15 protein-coding genes are annotated in these 16,270 nt (G+C 68.0%); 12 read left to right on the plus strand and 3 right to left on the minus strand.

Annotation, left to right across the window (positions count from 1 at the left end; all coding sequences use genetic code 11):
• The coding region (locus FHP25_RS18520) for a transposase (RefSeq protein ID WP_147848442.1) at positions 1 to 566 on the plus strand (566 nt) is incomplete at its 5' end.
• 606 nt (positions 567 to 1,172) lie between these two features.
• On the opposite strand, the gene FHP25_RS18525 is transcribed toward FHP25_RS18520, so the two are convergent.
• The gene (locus FHP25_RS18525; protein ID WP_147848443.1) at positions 1,173 to 2,087 is read right to left on the minus strand and encodes an alpha/beta fold hydrolase; all 915 of its coding nucleotides are present in this window, start codon (positions 2,085 to 2,087) and stop codon (positions 1,173 to 1,175) included.
• 162 nt (positions 2,088 to 2,249) lie between these two features.
• Here FHP25_RS18525 and FHP25_RS18530 point away from each other — a divergent pair, with 162 nt between their 5' ends.
• The gene (locus tag FHP25_RS18530) at positions 2,250 to 3,380 is read left to right on the plus strand and encodes a CaiB/BaiF CoA transferase family protein (RefSeq protein WP_147848444.1); all 1,131 of its coding nucleotides are present in this window, start codon (positions 2,250 to 2,252) and stop codon (positions 3,378 to 3,380) included.
• A gap of 133 nt (positions 3,381 to 3,513) precedes the next feature.
• Positions 3,514 to 4,704, plus strand: coding sequence for an ABC transporter substrate-binding protein (locus tag FHP25_RS18535; RefSeq protein WP_147848445.1), 1,191 nt, complete (start codon positions 3,514 to 3,516; stop codon positions 4,702 to 4,704).
• A 122-nt stretch (positions 4,705 to 4,826) separates the two neighbouring features.
• Here the strand turns inward: FHP25_RS18535 and FHP25_RS18540 are convergent, their stop codons facing one another.
• Positions 4,827 to 5,831 carry a LacI family DNA-binding transcriptional regulator gene (locus FHP25_RS18540; protein WP_147848446.1) on the minus strand — a complete coding sequence of 335 codons (1,005 nt, stop codon included), beginning with the start codon at positions 5,829 to 5,831 and terminating at the stop codon, positions 4,827 to 4,829.
• A gap of 282 nt (positions 5,832 to 6,113) precedes the next feature.
• Between FHP25_RS18540 and FHP25_RS18545 the strand changes: the two genes are divergently transcribed.
• The 9 genes from FHP25_RS18545 to FHP25_RS18585 all read left to right on the plus strand — a co-directional run bounded on the left by FHP25_RS18545 (position 6,114) and on the right by FHP25_RS18585 (position 15,544).
• Positions 6,114 to 7,220, plus strand: a complete 1,107-nt coding sequence (locus FHP25_RS18545; protein WP_147848447.1) for a glycoside hydrolase family 172 protein — start codon at positions 6,114 to 6,116, stop codon at positions 7,218 to 7,220.
• 264 nt (positions 7,221 to 7,484) lie between these two features.
• Positions 7,485 to 8,486 (plus strand): ABC transporter permease, encoded by a 1,002-nt coding sequence (locus FHP25_RS18550; RefSeq protein WP_147848448.1) that lies wholly within the window; start codon positions 7,485 to 7,487, stop codon positions 8,484 to 8,486.
• Complete coding sequence (locus FHP25_RS18555) at positions 8,483 to 9,313, plus strand: ABC transporter permease (protein ID WP_218578440.1); 831 nt, start codon at positions 8,483 to 8,485, stop codon at positions 9,311 to 9,313. The genes FHP25_RS18550 and FHP25_RS18555 overlap by 4 nt, the downstream gene beginning before the upstream one ends.
• The gene (locus FHP25_RS18560; RefSeq protein ID WP_147848449.1) at positions 9,310 to 10,269 is read left to right on the plus strand and encodes an ABC transporter ATP-binding protein; all 960 of its coding nucleotides are present in this window, start codon (positions 9,310 to 9,312) and stop codon (positions 10,267 to 10,269) included. Before FHP25_RS18555 ends, FHP25_RS18560 begins: the two co-directional genes overlap by 4 nt.
• Positions 10,266 to 11,096, plus strand: coding sequence for an ABC transporter ATP-binding protein (locus FHP25_RS18565; RefSeq protein ID WP_147848450.1), 831 nt, complete (start codon positions 10,266 to 10,268; stop codon positions 11,094 to 11,096). The genes FHP25_RS18560 and FHP25_RS18565 overlap by 4 nt, the downstream gene beginning before the upstream one ends.
• Positions 11,097 to 11,123: 27 nt before the next feature.
• Entirely contained in the window at positions 11,124 to 13,004 is a 1,881-nt protein-coding gene (locus FHP25_RS18570; RefSeq protein ID WP_147848451.1) for an ABC transporter substrate-binding protein, read from the plus strand.
• 259 nt (positions 13,005 to 13,263) lie between these two features.
• The gene (locus FHP25_RS18575; protein ID WP_147848546.1) at positions 13,264 to 14,253 is read left to right on the plus strand and encodes an aldo/keto reductase; all 990 of its coding nucleotides are present in this window, start codon (positions 13,264 to 13,266) and stop codon (positions 14,251 to 14,253) included.
• Positions 14,250 to 15,119, plus strand: coding sequence for an amidohydrolase family protein (locus tag FHP25_RS18580; protein WP_147848452.1), 870 nt, complete (start codon positions 14,250 to 14,252; stop codon positions 15,117 to 15,119). Before FHP25_RS18575 ends, FHP25_RS18580 begins: the two co-directional genes overlap by 4 nt.
• Complete coding sequence (locus tag FHP25_RS18585) at positions 15,113 to 15,544, plus strand: RbsD/FucU family protein (RefSeq protein ID WP_147848453.1); 432 nt, start codon at positions 15,113 to 15,115, stop codon at positions 15,542 to 15,544. Before FHP25_RS18580 ends, FHP25_RS18585 begins: the two co-directional genes overlap by 7 nt.
• Before the next feature lie 16 nt (positions 15,545 to 15,560).
• Here the strand turns inward: FHP25_RS18585 and FHP25_RS18590 are convergent, their stop codons facing one another.
• On the minus strand, positions 15,561 to 16,022 hold the full coding sequence (locus tag FHP25_RS18590; RefSeq protein WP_147848454.1) for a DUF2569 family protein: 462 nt from the start codon (positions 16,020 to 16,022) through the stop codon (positions 15,561 to 15,563).
• Between the last annotated feature and the right edge of the window lie 248 nt (positions 16,023 to 16,270).

The following is a 16,270-nucleotide window of genomic DNA, read 5'->3' on the forward strand; positions in this document are numbered from 1 at the left end:
ATGCACGCACCGGCGACGGCCGGCCCCTGCCGCCGTTCCTCAAGCAGGAGATCCTCGACGAGCTTGAGCGCCTGCAGGTGCTGCAACGGCAGATCGATCGCCTCGAGGCCCAGGCCAAGGCCGAGCGCGCCGACGCCGAGGACGGCACCATGGCCGCCAAGATCAACCAGCTGGTCGATCTCAAGGGCATCGGGCCGGTGGGCGCCCAGCTGCTGGTCGCCGAGGTGTTCTGGCGCGGCTTCGACAACCGGCGCCAGGTCGGCGCCTACTTCGGCCTCACCGGCTCGCCCTACAACAGCGGCCAATCCGTCCGCGAGCAAGGCATCAGCAAGGCCGGCAACGCCCGCGCCCGCAGGGTCGCCGTCCAGCTCGCCTGGCTGTGGCGCCGCTACCAGCCGGGCAGCGCCTTGAGCCGCTGGTTCGAAGAGCGTGCCGGCACCCAGAAGGGCCGCACCCGGCGCGTCGCCATCGTCGCCTTGGCACGCAAGCTCATGGTCGCCCTGTGGCGCTTCCTGGAGCATGGCCTGCTGCCTGAGGGCGCCGTCTTGAGCGCACCGCAGCGCTAATCCCGCGGCGGCAAGCGCTTACCAAGGGGGACGGATGATGACCGTTGTCATCCATGGACCATACAGCACCGCTGTCTCAGATGGGTCTCATCGTCTCCTGGGCAACCCCGCCCGCGGTCACTGCCGCGTGCATGAGGAATTAGGGTGCAGAGTGCTGCGACACTCGACCGGATATAAGGTGATGCCGTCAGCTCGACGCGCTACAGCCCAATGCCCAGCGTCCCACAGCCGTAAGCCAAGCACTGCCGCCTGGCGCTCCCTCAACACCCCACTTCAACCGGCATCGATGAACCGGCCTTTCCCCCGACCACCACAGCTTAGCGCCGTGCTCGACGCCTCAAGGCCGCTTCGCGCCGCCTGCGGCGGTGGCCTGCGGCCAGCCTTGACCCGTCTTGCGCGCGGCGCTCTGCAATCTTCATGGTCGGGACGAAGGGATGGTCTGTGCCGATCAAACAAAGGGATGCTTTGTCGATGAATGCCTCTTGACTTCCAAATGCTCATATAAGGATGACAGACGACTGCTTCACGTAAGACGCGTCCACTCCATAGCGCGCTGGCGAGAAGAAAGGAGAAGTCGATCCCTCGCTGCGCTGCGCCAGCGGGACGTCACGGCGGCAGCCGGTCGAGCATGTCGGGCAGCATGGCGTTGAACGCGTCGGCGCGTTCGTAGGCCACCCAATGGCCGGCGCCTGAAATGTAGCGCAGGTCGATGTCGGGCTGGTGGCCGCGCAGCAAGGTCTCGCGCTCGGCCATGAAGGGATAGGCGGTCACGTCGAACTCGCCCCAGATCGCGTTCAGCCGCGTGCGGATGCTGGGCAGGACGTCGCTCAGCACGCCGGCCTTCGACATCGACCGGCTGCGGGTGAGCGCACGGGTCGAGTTCAGGATCTGCATGTGGATGGCGACGCCGTCGATCGCGGCCGGATCAGCCACCATCAGCACCTCGAGATTGTGGCGCGCCTGGGCCGCCAGCTCGGCCGGCGGCATGTCCGCCGTCAGCCGCGCCATGGTTCCGCGGGCTTGGCGCCGCAGGCGGAAGCCACCGGGGCCGACCAGGGTCACGCTGCGCAGCCGCTCATCGAGCAGGGTCGCGACATGGCCACCGATCATGCCGCCGAACGAGAAGCCGCAGATATCGTAGCGGCAATCGCGCGGCATGATCTGATCCATCGCGGCCTTCACGCAGCGCGTCACCGACCAGACGTCGCGCACGTCGTCGGGCGGATCGCTGTCGCCCAGGCCGGGCAGGTCTGCAGCGTAGATGGTGTAGCGCTGCGACAAGGGCAGGACGTTGCGGATCCAGTGGATCCACGAGCCCGAGCCGCCATGCAACAGCACCAGCGGCGGCCGACCGCTGCCGCCGCCCCAGACATGCCACATCATGCGCCCGCCATTGGGCATCGGCACGCGCAGCGCCTCGCCCTGGGCCGCGACCTCGGCGATATGCTCGGCCGCGGCGCGGCCATCCGCCATGCGGGGCACGCCGGAGAAGTCCGGCGTGAAGGAAACTGCGACGTTCATATCGCCTCTGTATCACGCGGCGAACGGACTGATCGCGGCCCGGCATATGCTCCAGACGCAAAGCACCTTTCGACGCGCGGCAACCGCTGTGCGGCCGGACATGCTGGTGCTCGACGGAAGCGTTTGCTGTAGTGGCGAGGAAACGCGTTGCAGGAGATGACGATGCTGCCGCTGGCCGGCATCAAGGTGATCGAGATCGGGCAGGCCTATGCCGGGCCGCTGGCCGGCGCCATCCTCGCCGACATGGGCGCCGACGTCATCAAGGTCGAGAAGGCCGACGGCGGCGACGATGCACGGCTGTGGGGCCCGCCTTTCGTGGGCGACGACAGCGCCATGTTCCACGCCAACAACCGCGGCAAGAAGTCGATCACGCTCGACATCAAGGCCGCGGGCGACGTCGCGCGGCTGTTCAAGCTGGCGGGCGAGGCCGACATCCTGATCCAGAACCTGCGGCCGGGCATCGTCGAGGATTGCGGCATCGGCCCCGACGCCATGCTGGCGGCCAACCCGCGGCTGATCTACTGCTCGATCTGGGCTTTCGGCTCCCAGGGCCCGCTGAAGCGCGCCCCCGGCTTCGACCCGCTGCTGCAGGCCTATGGCGCGGTGATGACCCTGACCGGCCGGCCGCAGGACCCGCCGACCTTCTGCGCCCCGGCGATCAACGATGCCGCGACCGGCATGTGGTGCGTGATCGGCGCGCTGGCGGCGCTGCAGCAGCGCCATGCCACCGGCCGCGGCTGCGTGATCGATACGTCGCTATTCGAGACCGCCGCGAGCTGGGTCTCCGGCGCGCTGAACAACTATCACCTCACCGGCAACGTACCGGCGCGCCACGGCACCGCCAGCGCCATACTGGCGCCGTACCAGGTGTTCGACACGTTGGACCTGCCGATCTGCATCGCCGCCGGCAACGACCGGCTGTTCGTGAAATGCGCCGCCGTGCTGGGCCGTCCCGAATGGGCCCGCGACCCGCGCTTCGAGGACGGGCGCAAGCGCGTGGTGAACCGCGCGGCGCTGATCGAGGCGATGCAGGACGTGCTGCGCACCCGCCGCCGCGACGACTGGATCGCGGCGCTGGAGAAGGCCGGCGTGCCATGCGCGCCCGTCAACGACATCGCCGACCTCGCCAGGAGCGAGCAGATGCAGGCCGTCGACCTGATGCGCACCCTGCCGGGCAGCGGCATGAAGGTCGTAGGCCTGCCGATCTCCTTCGATCGCCAGCGGCCGCATCCACGCAGCGACTCGCCCCGGCTTGGCGAACACAACGCGGAGGTGCTGGGCAAGATCGAGTGAGGTTGCCTGCGCCCCTGTCATCCCGAGCGCAGCGAGGGATCTCCCGCGAAAGACGCACGGTGCACCCGTCGCAGGAGATCCCTCGCTGCGCTCGGGATGACAGTTTGATCGAAATAAAAGGAGGAAACGACATATGATGCATTTTGCTCGTTCGCTCGCCGGCGTGGCCGTGCTGGCGCTGCTGTCCGGCACGGCGCTGGCGCAGAAGCAATACGGTCCCGGGGTCAGCGACACCGAGATCAAGGTCGGCCAGACCGCGCCGCTGAGCGGCCCGGCTTCGGCCTACGGCCAGCTCTCGCGCGCCGAGGCGGCCTACTTCAAGACGCTCAACGACAAGGGCGGCGTCAACGGCCGCAAGATCACGCTGCTCACCCTGGACGACGGCTACAGCCCTGCCAAGGCGGTCGAGGGCGTGCGCCAGCTCGTCGAGAGCGACAATGTCGCCTTGATCTTCAATGTGCTGGGCACGCCGATCAACACCGCCGTGCGCCCGTACCTCAACCGCCGCCAGGTGCCGCACCTGTTCATCGCCGCCGGCTCGATCAGCTTCGCCGACCCGGCCAAGTACCACTGGACGATCGGCTGGCAGCCCAACCTGCTCGACGAGGCCCGCTTCTATGCCCAGCACGCGCTGAAGACCAAGCCTGACGCCAAGATCGGCGTGCTCTACCAGGACGACGATTTCGGCAAGGAGATGGTGCACGGCCTGAAAGCCGGCCTCGGCGACAAGGCCGCCAAGATGATCGTCTCCGAGCAGAGCTTCATGGCCACCGACCCGACCATCGAGTCGCAGGTGATCGCGCTGCGCGGGGCCGGGGTCGACACGCTGTTCCTGTTCACCTACGCCAAGCAGGCGGCGCAGGCGATCCGCAAGCTCGACGACCTGCAGTGGAAGCCGGCGACCTACCTGCATCTGGGCGCCGCTTCGGTCGGCGCCACCTTCAAGCCGGCCGGGTTGGAGGCGTCGGCCGGCATCATGACCGCCGGCTTCATGAAGGACCCCAACGATCCGAAATGGGCCGACGATCCCGATATCAAGGTCTGGGCCGAGTGGATGAAGGCCAACATGCCGGGCGCCGACATGTCCGACACCCTGAACCTGGCGGGCTACGCCTACGCCATGACCCTGGAGCAGGTGCTGCGCCAGGCCGGCGACAACCTCACCCGCGACAACATCATGAAGCAGGCCGCCAACCTGAAGGATTTCCGCATCCCGGTGCTGCTGCCCGGCAGCCTGATCAACACCAGCCCGACCGACTACAAGGTGATCGAGACGGTGCGCCTGCAGCGCTTCAACGGCAAGAGCTGGGACTTCGTGGAGTGAATTATCGTTAGGACCGCGCGCGTCCACGCGCGCATCGGCGCGTCAGCGGCGACGTATTTCGCTCTTCGCTTCGCTACGAGCAAATGCGCGCGTGGACGCGCGCGGTCCGAAAACGCAGCCGCTCATCGTGCCGGCCGCACCGACGAATCGCGCACGCGCAGCTCGGCCTTCAGCCGCACGACGCGCGGCGGCAGGGCGCGCGCGGTCGCGTCCTTCAGCCGCTCCAGCAGCAGCAGCATCGCCTGCACGCCGATGGCCTGCGTCGGCTGCGCCACCGTCGTCAGGCGGGGATGGAAGACGTTGGCCCAGTCGAAATCGTCGAAGCAGGCCACGGCGATGTCGTCAGGGCAGCGCAGCCCGGCATCGTGGATCGCACGCATCAGGCCGATGCCGGAGAGATTGTTGCAGGCGAAGATCGCGGTCGGGCGGTCGGCCAGCGACAGCAGCTTGGCGGCCGCCTTGTAGCCGTCGTCGGCGCCGAAGCGGGCGCTGCCGACCAGCGCGGGCTCGAAGGCGATGCCGGCCTCCTCCAGCGCCTGGCGATAGCCCTCGTAGCGCTCGCGGCCGGTCGACAGCGTGCGCCGCCCCGTGATCAGGCCGATGCGGCGGTGGCCGGCGGCCGCGAGATGGCGCACCGCATCGCGCGTGGCGGCCACGTTGTCGATGACCACGGCGTCGGTCTCCAGGCCATCCACGAGGCGGTCGATCAGGACCACCGGCGTGCGCCCGCCTTCGACCAGCGCCCGCAGCTCCGGCGTCTCGCCGGCGCTCGCGACGATGAAGCCGTCGACCATGCGGTCGGCCAGCAGCCGCAGATGCATACGCTCCTTGTCGGCATCCTCGTCACTGCAGCACAGCATCACGCCGTAGCCGTGGCGATGCGCCAGCTCCTGGATGGCGTGGATGGTGGTGGTGAAGAACGGGTTGGTGATGTCGGCGACCATCAGGCCGATGGTCGAGGTGGTCCCGGTCTTGAGGCTGCGCGCGATGGCGTTGGTCTTGTAGCCGACCTGCCTGATCGCCTTGTGGATGCGCCCCTTGAGCGCGGCGCTGACCGGAGCCGAGCCGTTGACCGCGGCCGACACGGTGGCCAGTGACACGCCGGCGGCCTTGGCGACGTCGACCATGGTCGGCGCACGATGCGACCCCGACGCGCGCCGTACCCTCGATGGGGATGGCGCAGCAGCTTTATCTAATCGTTTCGGCATGAAATCCGCTTGGTTCCTTCTCTGCTCCCCAACCAGACATCGTGATTTTCCCTTGATTTCATTGATCGCATAATCGACCGCTGCCTTCAACTCCACGTCGCGCTCGGCCGTTGCTACAGCAAGCTGATTGACGTCGTCGAAACGTTTCGATACGAATTGCATCAAAGCTGAAGACAAACCGCTCCTGGGAGGGAACGGCAAATGCCAGGGTTCAACGGGCTCGGACTCCATCTCGGCAATCTCTCGCGCCTGTCCGACGCCAGGACGCGCTCCATCAGCCCGGAGAATTTCACCGGCGCGCCGGGCCAGGGCGGCGTGGCGATCGAGGGCACCGGCGCTTCGCCGGCGCGCTCGCTGGGCCAGGGCTGGAAGGTATCGCCCTCGATCGACGTCGCGCCGGGCACCACAGCGGTGCTGGCCGATATCGCGGGGCCGGGCGCGATCCAGCACATCTGGGCCACGATCCGCGGCGGCCGCTGGCGGTTCCTGATCCTGCGCATCTACTGGGACGACCAGGAGAATCCCTCGGTCGAATGCCCGATCGGCGATTTCTTCGCCAACGGCTGGGAGCGCTATGCGCCGGTGAGCTCGCTGCCGGTGTGCGTCAATCCCGGCCGCGCCTTCAACTGCTACTGGGAGATGCCGTTCCGCCAACGCTGCCGCATCACGCTGACCAACCTCGACGAGGTCGAGACGCGCATCTACTACCAGGTCGACTACACGCTGACCGACGTGCCGGCGGACGCGGCATATTTCCACGCCAGCTTCCGGCGCTCCAATCCGCTGGCCTACAAGACCGACCACGTCATCATCGACGGCATCAAGGGCAAGGGCCATTATGTCGGCACCTACATGGCCTGGGGCAGCAACAACACCGGCTGGTGGGGCGAAGGCGAGATCAAGTTCTTCATGGACGGGGACCGGCAGTTCCCCACCATCTGCGGCACCGGCACCGAGGACTATTTCTGCGGCGCCTACAATTTCGATGTCGGCATCTGCGAGCCCGACCAGCCGCACGCCTACAGCACCTTCTCGACCGCCTATGCCGGGCTGTGCCAGGTGATCCGGCCCGACGGCGTCTACAGATCGCAGCAGCGCTTCGGCATGTACCGCTGGCACATCATGGACCCGGTGCGCTTCGAGAGCGAACTGCGCGTCACCATCCAGGCGCTGGGCTGGCGGCCGGACAAGGAGCGCCGCTACCTGCCGCTGCAGGACGACATCGCCTCGGTGGCGTTCTGGTACCAGGCGCTGCCGCACGCGCCGCTGCAGGCGCTGCCGGATCGCGACTTCCTCGAGGTGATCTGAGAGGGCGGGGTCGTCGCGGATGAAAACCGACCACCGAGGCACAGAGCGGCCGCTCCCTTCTCCCCGCGCAGGCGGGGAGAAGGTGCCCGAAGGGCGGATGAGGGGCTTCGCGATCGAGGTGACAAGTCCAATCTCGTCAGCAACATCGTGTTCCTTGCCGACATCGCGAAGCCCCTCATCCGGCCGCCGCTCCGCGGCGTCCACCTTCTCCCTCGGGCGCGCTTCGCGCCCCTAACCTGCGCGGGGAGAAGGGAAAGATCGCAGATGGCCCGCCACGCGCGCTTCCTGATCGGCCGGCTGGCCGGCTACGTGGCCGTGGTGCTGGTCGGCATCACGTTCATCTTCATCATCCCGCGCCTGCTGCCGGTGAACCCGGTGGAAGCCATGCTGGGCCGCATGATGTCGCAGGGCGCCTACATGCAGGAGGACCAGGTCAAGGCGCTGCGCGAGGCGCTGTCCGATGCCTTCGGCCTGAACGGCACGCTGCTGGAGCAGTATCTCGGCTTCCTGCGCCGCACGCTGCTGAGCCAGGATTTCGGCCCGTCGCTGGCGATGTACCCGACGCCCGTGAAGGAGCTGATCGGCCAGGCGCTGCCCTGGACCTTCGGCCTGCTGCTGGCGTCGGTGCTGATCGCCTGGGTCGTGGGCAACGCGCTGGGCCTGATCATCGGCACCATGCCCGACAGCCGCACCTCCAGGATGCTGGAGGCCGTGGCGATCATCTTCTACCCGATCCCCTACTTCATCCTGGCGCTCGTGCTCAGCATCCTGTTCAGCTACGTGTGGAAGGTGTTCCCGCTGACGACGACGGTGCGCGGCGCGCCGTGGAGCTGGGAGCTGGTCTGGAGCATCGTCTACCACTCGTTCCTGCCGGCCGTATCGATCATCGCCGTCACCTTCGGCTGGTGGATGCTGTCGATGCGGGCGCTGTCCTCGACCCTGATGGACGAGGATTTCGTGGTCTATGCCCGGCTGAAGGGCCTGGCGCGCTCGCGCGTCCTGCTGCGCTACGTGCTGCCCAACGCCATGCTGCCGCAGGTGACGTTCCTGGCGCTGCAGCTGGGCCTGATGTTCAACGGCTCGATCATCGCCGAGATCGTGTTCAGCTATCCCGGCGTCGGCTCGCTGATCTACACCGCCATCCTGCAGGGCGACTACAACCTGCTGATGGGCACGGTGTCGCTGTCGATCGTCGCCGTCGCCACCGCCACCCTGCTGGTCGACCTGCTCTATCCGCTGCTCGACCCGCGCATCCGGCACCGATGATGCGCCTGCCCGGCAAGCTCGCCCTCGGCGCCGTCCTGATCGGCCTGATCATCCTGGTCGGGCCGCTGGCCGCCCTGGTGGCGCCGGAGGATCCGCGCGTCTGGCAGACCCATCCGCGCAACCAGTGGCCCAGCGCCGAACACCTGCTGGGCACCACGGCGCTGGGCCAGGACACGTTCTGGCTGCTCAGCTGGTCGGTGCGCAACTCGCTGATGCTGGGCGTCAGCGTGGCAGCGCTGGCCACCCTGATCGGCGTCGGCATCGGGCTGCTGGCGGGCTACCGCGGCGGCATGGTCGATCGCGTGCTGTCGTTCCTGATGGACGCGCTGATCGTGATCCCCAGCCTGCCGCTGCTGATCCTGCTGTCGTCGATGACCAAGGGCCAGACCTCGCTGCTGGCGGTCGGGATCATCCTGGTGATCTTCAACTGGCCGTTCCCGGCGCGCCAGATCCGGGCCGTGGCGCTCTCCATGCGCGAGCGCGACTTCGTGAACCTGGCCTGGTACTCGGGCGAGTCGGTGGGCCGCATCCTGTGGCGCCAGATGGTGCCCTATCTGCGCGGCTGGGCGGTGGCCAACTTCATCAACACCATCCTGGTGGTGGTGGCCGTCGAGTCGAGCCTCGCCTTCCTGGGACTGTCCAACGACAACGTGCCCACCATCGGCACCATGATCTACTGGGCGCTGAAGTACCAGGCGCTGATCGCCGGACGCTGGTGGTGGCTGCTGCCGCCCATCATCTCGATCATCGTGATCTTCGTCGGCTTCTTCCTGCTGTCCAACGCGCTGGCCGACCGGCTGCGCGTCAACCCGATGGCAGCGCGATGATCGTGGTCGACAACGTGGTAGCGGGCTACCGCACGCCTGCCGGCCTGGTGAAGGCGGTGGACCGCGTGTCGCTCGAAGTGCGCGACGGCGAGATCCTGGGCATCGCGGGCGAATCGGGCTGCGGCAAGACCACGCTGCTGAAGCTGCTCTACGGCAGCTTCGGCGACGGGCTGGAGATCTTCTCCGGCCGCGTCTACTGGCGCGATCCCGACGGCAGGCGCACCATCGACTGCGCCGACTTCCATCGCCACTGGTGGGAGATCTTCTCCTACGTGCCGCAGGGCTCGATGAGCGCGCTCAACCCGCTGATGCGCATCGCGCCGCAGATGCTGGACGCCGGCACCGGCGCCAACCGGGCCGACATGGCGGCGCGGCGGGCCCGCATCGCGCGCACGCTGGCCGAGCTCGACCTGCCGGCGCGCACCCAGCGCCTCTATCCGCACCAGCTGTCAGGCGGCATGCGCCAGCGGGTGATGATCGGGTTGGCGGCGTACGTCGATCCTGACGTGGTGCTGGCCGACGAGCCGACCACGGCGCTCGACGTGGTGGTGCAGCGCCAGATCCTGGAGAACCTGGTGCGCCTGCAGCGGGCGCGGCGCAACACGATCGTGATCGTCTCGCACGACCTGGGCCTGCATCGCCAGGTCGCCGACCGCGTCGCCGTGCTCTATGCCGGCCGCCTGGCCGAGATCGGCAGCAACGACGCCGTGCTGGGCCGGCCGGCGCATCCCTACACCCAGGGCCTGGTCGACTCGCTGCCGCGCCTGGGCGACCGGCAGCCACGCCAGGGCATCGACGGAAGGCCGCCGGATTTCATGGCCATGCCACCGGGCTGCCGCTTCGCGCCGCGCTGCCGGCGCGCGATCGCGGCCTGCGCCGGCAGCGACCCCGATCCGCGCCCGCACGGCAGCGACCGCACCGCTGCCTGCATCCAGCTGGAGGAGGTCGCGGCATGACAGGCACGGCGCCGCTGCTGGAGGTGCGCAACCTGCGCAAGGTCTACCGGCGCGGCGGCCTGTTCGGCGGCGGCAGCGGCGGCGGGCCGGCGGCGCTGGACGACGTGTCGCTGACGCTGCGCCCGGAGGACGGCAAGGTGCTGTCGATCGTGGGCGAATCGGGCAGCGGCAAGACCACGCTGGCGCGCATCGTGCTGCGCCTGGTGACGGCGGATTCCGGCACGGTGAGCGTGGCGGGCGAGCCGATCATGGCACAAGGCGGCCGCACCATCGACAACCGGGCGCTGCGCAAGCTGGTGCAGCCGATCTTCCAGAACCCGTTCGAGGCCTTCAGCCTGCAGCTGCCGGTCGAGGAGTACCTCTTCCGCACGGCCATCAATCTCGGCGACGCCGCCATGCGACGCGACCCGCGGCCAGCGATCGACGAGGCGCTGGCCGCGGTCGGCCTCAGCTACAGCCGGGTCGCGGGCAAGGGCATCCGCGCCTTCTCGGGCGGCGAGCTGCAGCGCCTCTCGGTGGCGCGGGCCCTGATCGCCAGGCCGCGGCTGATCGTGGCCGACGAGCCGGTGAGCATGGTCGACGCCTCGCTGCGCATGACCATCGTCAACCTGTTCAAGGAGCTGAGCCAGAAGCTGGGCGTGGCGTTCGTCTACATCACGCACGACCTCAGCACGGCCTACTACCTGTCGGACGTCATGGCGATCATGCGGCAGGGCGCGCTGGTCGAATTCGGCCGGCCCGAGGCGATCCTGCAATCACCGAGCAACGACTACACACGCGCCCTGCTGGACGCGATCCCGACGCTGGATCGTCGTTGGAGCATTTGAGCGGAAACGAGGGAGGGAGGAAACAGCATGAGACTGCGCACATGGATCGCCGCGGCGGCGCTGGCCGCGATCGGCTGGGCGGAGGCCGCCTGGTCGCAGGGCATGACCGACGTCGGCACGCCGCGCAAGGAAACGCTGGTGGTCGACATCCTGACCGGAAGGGTGGGCAATCCGCGCCGGATGAACCCGTACCTGGAGGGCAACGCCCTGGTGCAGGGCCTGCACCAGCTTGGCTACAGCATCCTGTGGGAGATCGACACGGTCAAAGGCACGCAGTACCCGGCGCTGGCCGCGACCCTGCCCGAGGCGCTCGACGACAGCTTCACCAAGTGGCGCTTCAAGGTGCGCAAGGGCCTGGCGTGGTCGGACGGCGCGCCGTTCAGCTCGGCCGACGTGGTGTTCACCGCGCGCATGGCGCTGGACAACCCGAAGCTGCCCTACCACCGCTTCATCGTGAACAACATCAAGGACATCCGCGCGACCGACGACGAGACGGTCGAGCTGGAGACCGTCAACCCGCTGCCCAAGCTCACCTATTCCTTCGGCGCGGTGATCTTCGGCAACTCGTTCCGCGTGGTGCCCAAGCACATCTGGGAGAAGGTCGATCCGCTGACCTTCGAGAACTATCCGCCGGTGACCATCGGGCCGTACAAGCTCAAGGACTCCGATCCCAACGGCTTCTGGTTCCTGTGGGAGAAGCGCGACGACTGGCAGCGCACCGACGTCGGCCAGCTCGTAGGCGAGCCCAAGCCGAAATACGTGCTGTTCCGCTCCTACGGGCCGGAGGAGAAGCGCGTCATCGCCATGGCGCAGAACGAGATCGACATCCTCACCGACATCACGCCCGAGGCGCTGGAGATCCTGCGCCTGCGCAATCCCAAGGTGAAGGCCTGGTACGATGCCTTCCCCTGGGCCAACCTGGACGACCCCTGTCAGCGCGGCATCTCGTTCAACGCCACCACGGCGCCCTACGACAAGTGGGAGGTGCGCTGGGCGCTGGCGCTGGCCACCAAGATCGACGACGTCAGCATCGCCACCTTCTCCGGCATGCTGCGCGCCTCGCCCATCCACGTGCCGCCGATCTCGATCCTGATGAAGAGCTACCACGAGCCGATGACGGCGTGGCTGAAGGGCTTCGCGCTGCCGGACGGCTACAAGCCGTTCGATCCGGACTACGCGCTGCGCATGGGCAAGCGCCTGGCGGCCGAGCGGATCGAGGGCCTGCCCAAGGACGAGGCCGGGCTGCGCCAGCTGTTCGGCGTCGGCTGGTGGAAGCACGACCCGGCCAAGGCGCGCCAGCTGCTGGAAAGCGTGGGTTTCAAGAAGAACGGCAACGCCTGGCTGCTGCCCGACGGCACGCCGTGGAAGATGACGATCAACGCGCCGGCCGACTTCGAGATCCAGTCGCAGCGGCTGGCCTTCGCCGTGGCCAACGAGTGGAAGAAGTTCGGCATCGACGTCAACGTGCAGCAGCAGCAGGGCGGCGTGTTCGCCACCGAGTACGCCACCGGCAACTTCCAGGCCGGCTCCTACTGGAACCAGAACTGCGCCATCGGTCCCGATATCTGGGTGCGGCTGGAGTGGTGGCATGAGCGCTATGTCAGCCCCAACGGCCAGCCGGCGTCGTTCAACCGCGAGCGCTACAAGAACCCCGAGGTCAGCCGCATCATCGAGCAGATGGCGCGCCTGCCGGTGACCGACCCGAAGAACGTCGAGCAGGGCACGGCGCTCTTGCAGGAGCTGGTCAAGGGCATGCCGGTGATCCCGATGTTCGGCACGTCCAAGTTCGTGCCGGTCAACACGACGTACTGGAAGAACTACCCGTCGGCCTCCAACTACTACGAAGGGCCGTGGTGGTGGTGGTCGAACTTCAAGTACATCGTCGCCCGGCTGGAGCCGGCGCAGTGAGGAAAACCCTTCTCCCCGCGAAGGCGGGGAGAAGGTGCCCGATAGAGGCGTTTCGACGCGAAGCGTCGAAACGCCGGAGGCGGATGAGGGGCTTCCTTCTGCCCGACGCCAATCGTGCAAGGAGGCTTCACATGATCTATCGCGATAATCGCGAAGCCGCGAAGCCCCTCATCCGGCGCTTCGCGCCATCTTCTCCCTCGGGCGCGCTTCGCGCCCCTGACCTTCGCGGGGAGAAGGGACGGCTGTCATGACCCAGCCCATTCCGCGCCACCGCCTGGGCCGCACCCCCATCGAGATCACGCGCCTCGGCCTGGGCAGCGCGCCGCTGGGCGGGCTGTTCTCGCCCGTCAGCGACGCCGACGCCGCGGCGACGGTGGCGCGGGCCTGGGATCTGGGCATCCGCTATTTCGACACCGCGCCGCTCTACGGCTTCGGCCTGGCGGAGCAGCGGCTGGGCGCGTTCCTGCGCACGCAGCCGCGCGACTCCTTCGTGCTCTCGACCAAGGTCGGTCGGCTGCTGCGGCGCACGACCGCGGGCGAGCCGCCGCCGGATCCCGCCTACAAGGGCACGCCGCCCGAGCGGCCGGTGTTCGACTTCAGCTATGACGGCGTCATGCGCTCGGTGGACGAGAGCCTGGCGCGGCTGGGACTGGAGCGCATCGACATCCTCTTCATCCACGATCCCGACGACCACTACGACGCGGCGATCGGCGGTGCCGTCCGCGCGCTCGACCGCCTGCGGCGCGACGGGACCGTGCGGGCGATCGGCGCCGGCATGAACCAGCACGGGATGCTGGCGCGCTTCGCCGCGGAAGCGCCGGTCGACGCCTTCCTGCTGGCCGGGCGCTACACGCTGCTGGACCAGAGCGCGCGCGCTGGCCTGATGGCGACCTGCGCCGCGCGTGGCATCGGGCTGGTGCTGGGCGGCGTCTACAACAGCGGCATCCTGGCCAACCCGCACGAGGGCGCGACCTTCAACTACCAGCGAGCCGCCCCGGCCCTGCTGGCGCGCGCTCAGCGCCTCGACGGGCTCTGCCGTGCCCACGGCACAGCGCTGAAGGCCGCCGCCATCCGCTTCGCCCTGGCCCATCCCGCCGTCAGCGGCATCGTGCTGGGCGCGCGCTCGGCGCAGGAGATCGACGAGAACGTCGCGATGGCGCGCATGGACGTGCCGGACGCCTTGTGGGCCGAGATACAGCGCGAGGGGCTGGTCGATCCCGAGGCGCCGGTGCCGGGAGGCGGGCCATGAGCAGCCCGACCATCGACGCCCACCAGCATTTCTGGGATCCGGCGCGCGCCCATTATCCATGGATGGACGATGCGGCGCTGGCGCCGATCCGCCGCGCCTTCGGGCCTGGCGACCTCGCGCCGCTGCTGGCCGCCAACGGCGTCGATGCCAGCATCGTGGTGCAGTGCCGATCCTCGCGTGCCGAGACCGAAGAGTTCCTCGCCATCGCGGCGGCGACGCCGTTCGTGATCGGGGTGGTGGGCTGGGTCGATCTGACCGCGGCCGATGCCGGCGCCAGTATCGATCGCCTGCGGGCCCTGCCCGGCGGCGCCAAGCTGGTCGGCATCCGCCACCAGGTGCATGACGAAGCCGATGCCGACTGGCTGTCGCGTGCCGATGTGCGACGCGGCCTTCAGGCCGTGCTCGCGCGCGGGCTGGCCTACGACCTGCTGGTGCGCACGCGCGAGCTGCCGGCCGCGATCGCCGCCGCGCACGACCTGCCACAGGGCCGGTTCGTGCTCGACCATGCCGCCAAGCCGCCGATCACATCAGGCTTCGATCAGCGCTGGGCCGACCAGCTCGCGGCGCTCGCCGCCTGCCCCAATGTCTGGTGCAAGATCTCGGGCCTGGCCACGGAAGCCGATTGGCGGGCCTGGGACGCCGCGCGCCTGCAGCCCTACATCGCGCATGCCGGCCGCTGCTTCGGCGCCGACCGCCTGATCTTCGGCTCGGACTGGCCGGTCTGCCTGCTGGCCGGCAGCTATGCCGAGATCACGGCAGCGGCCGAAGCGGGCCTCGCGGCGCTGGGCGCCGAGGCGCTGCAGAAGGCGCGCGGCGCCAACGCCGCGGCAGCGTATCGGCTGGCGATCGGAGAGACCTCATGCTGATCGGACTCGACCCGCTGCTGGGCCCGGACCTGCTGCAGGCGCTGCGCGCCATGGGCCATGGCGACGACATCGTGCTGGCGGACGCCAACTTCCCGGCGCAGTCGGTGGGAAGGCGCCTGATCCGCTGCGACGATTGCGGCCTGCCGCGCCTGCTGGCGGCCGTGCTCAAGGTGCTACCGATCGACCAGGTCGAGCCCGCCGCCGTCGTGGGCATGGAGGTGGTGGGCGCCCCCGGCCGGCGCGAGCCGGTCCATGACGACATCGCACGGCTCCTGGCGACGCAGGCGCAGCCAGGGGCAGGCCTGGAGCTGATCGAGCGCCACGCGTTCTACGCCCGGGCGCGCGATGCCTTTGCCGTCGTCGCCACCGGCGAACGACGCTTCCACGGCAACGTCATCCTGCGCAAGGGCACCATCGCGCCGTGAGCGGCAGCCGCCCGTGCTATCGGGTGAAAGTGTTCCGCACCCGGACCGATGCGAAGACGTACCAGACCCACAGCCCGGTCGTGACGATGGGCGACAGGATCTTGCGAAGTTCGATCTGCTCGCCGAGCGCCCACGGCGACCTGTTGGCCTCGATGGAAAACAGCAGGATGTCGCCAATGCCCATCACAATCATGGCGAACCACTGAAGCAGGAACAACGTCGGGAAATTCTTGCTTCGCCTGTACATCGCCAAGGTGCAGCTAATCTGGATGTACAGGAAAGCGGCGCTGAACGCGGCTTCTCCGAAGAATGCGATCGCACCATCCGACGTCGCCATCATGCGCGAATAGGCGGTCATGCTGAGCGCCGCGTTGAGGATGGTCGCGACCGGCGCCATCGTCTGACCAATCACGACCAGCATAAACCATCCGCCGAATCCCGAGGGACCGACCCGCACGTCTGACACCTCCGATGTCATCGACGCCTCCCCAGCTTCACAGCGCTTTGCACGCTCCTTATTCAACCAGAGATAATATAGCACATTGAAGATAATTTTCAAATACACACTTTATACGTGTAGCACGACATACATCGATCGCAGTTCGCCAGCGTCGCCAAACGCGCAAAAACAGTACTTCTACAGCGATATCATCAAGCGCAAGGGTGCGATCGCGCGGCTCATACCGCTCCGACGTTTCGACGAGAGGCGTCGAAACGTCGTTATCG

The organism is Vineibacter terrae, assembly GCF_008039615.1.
Taxonomy (GTDB): Bacteria; Pseudomonadota; Alphaproteobacteria; order Reyranellales; family Reyranellaceae; genus Vineibacter; species Vineibacter terrae.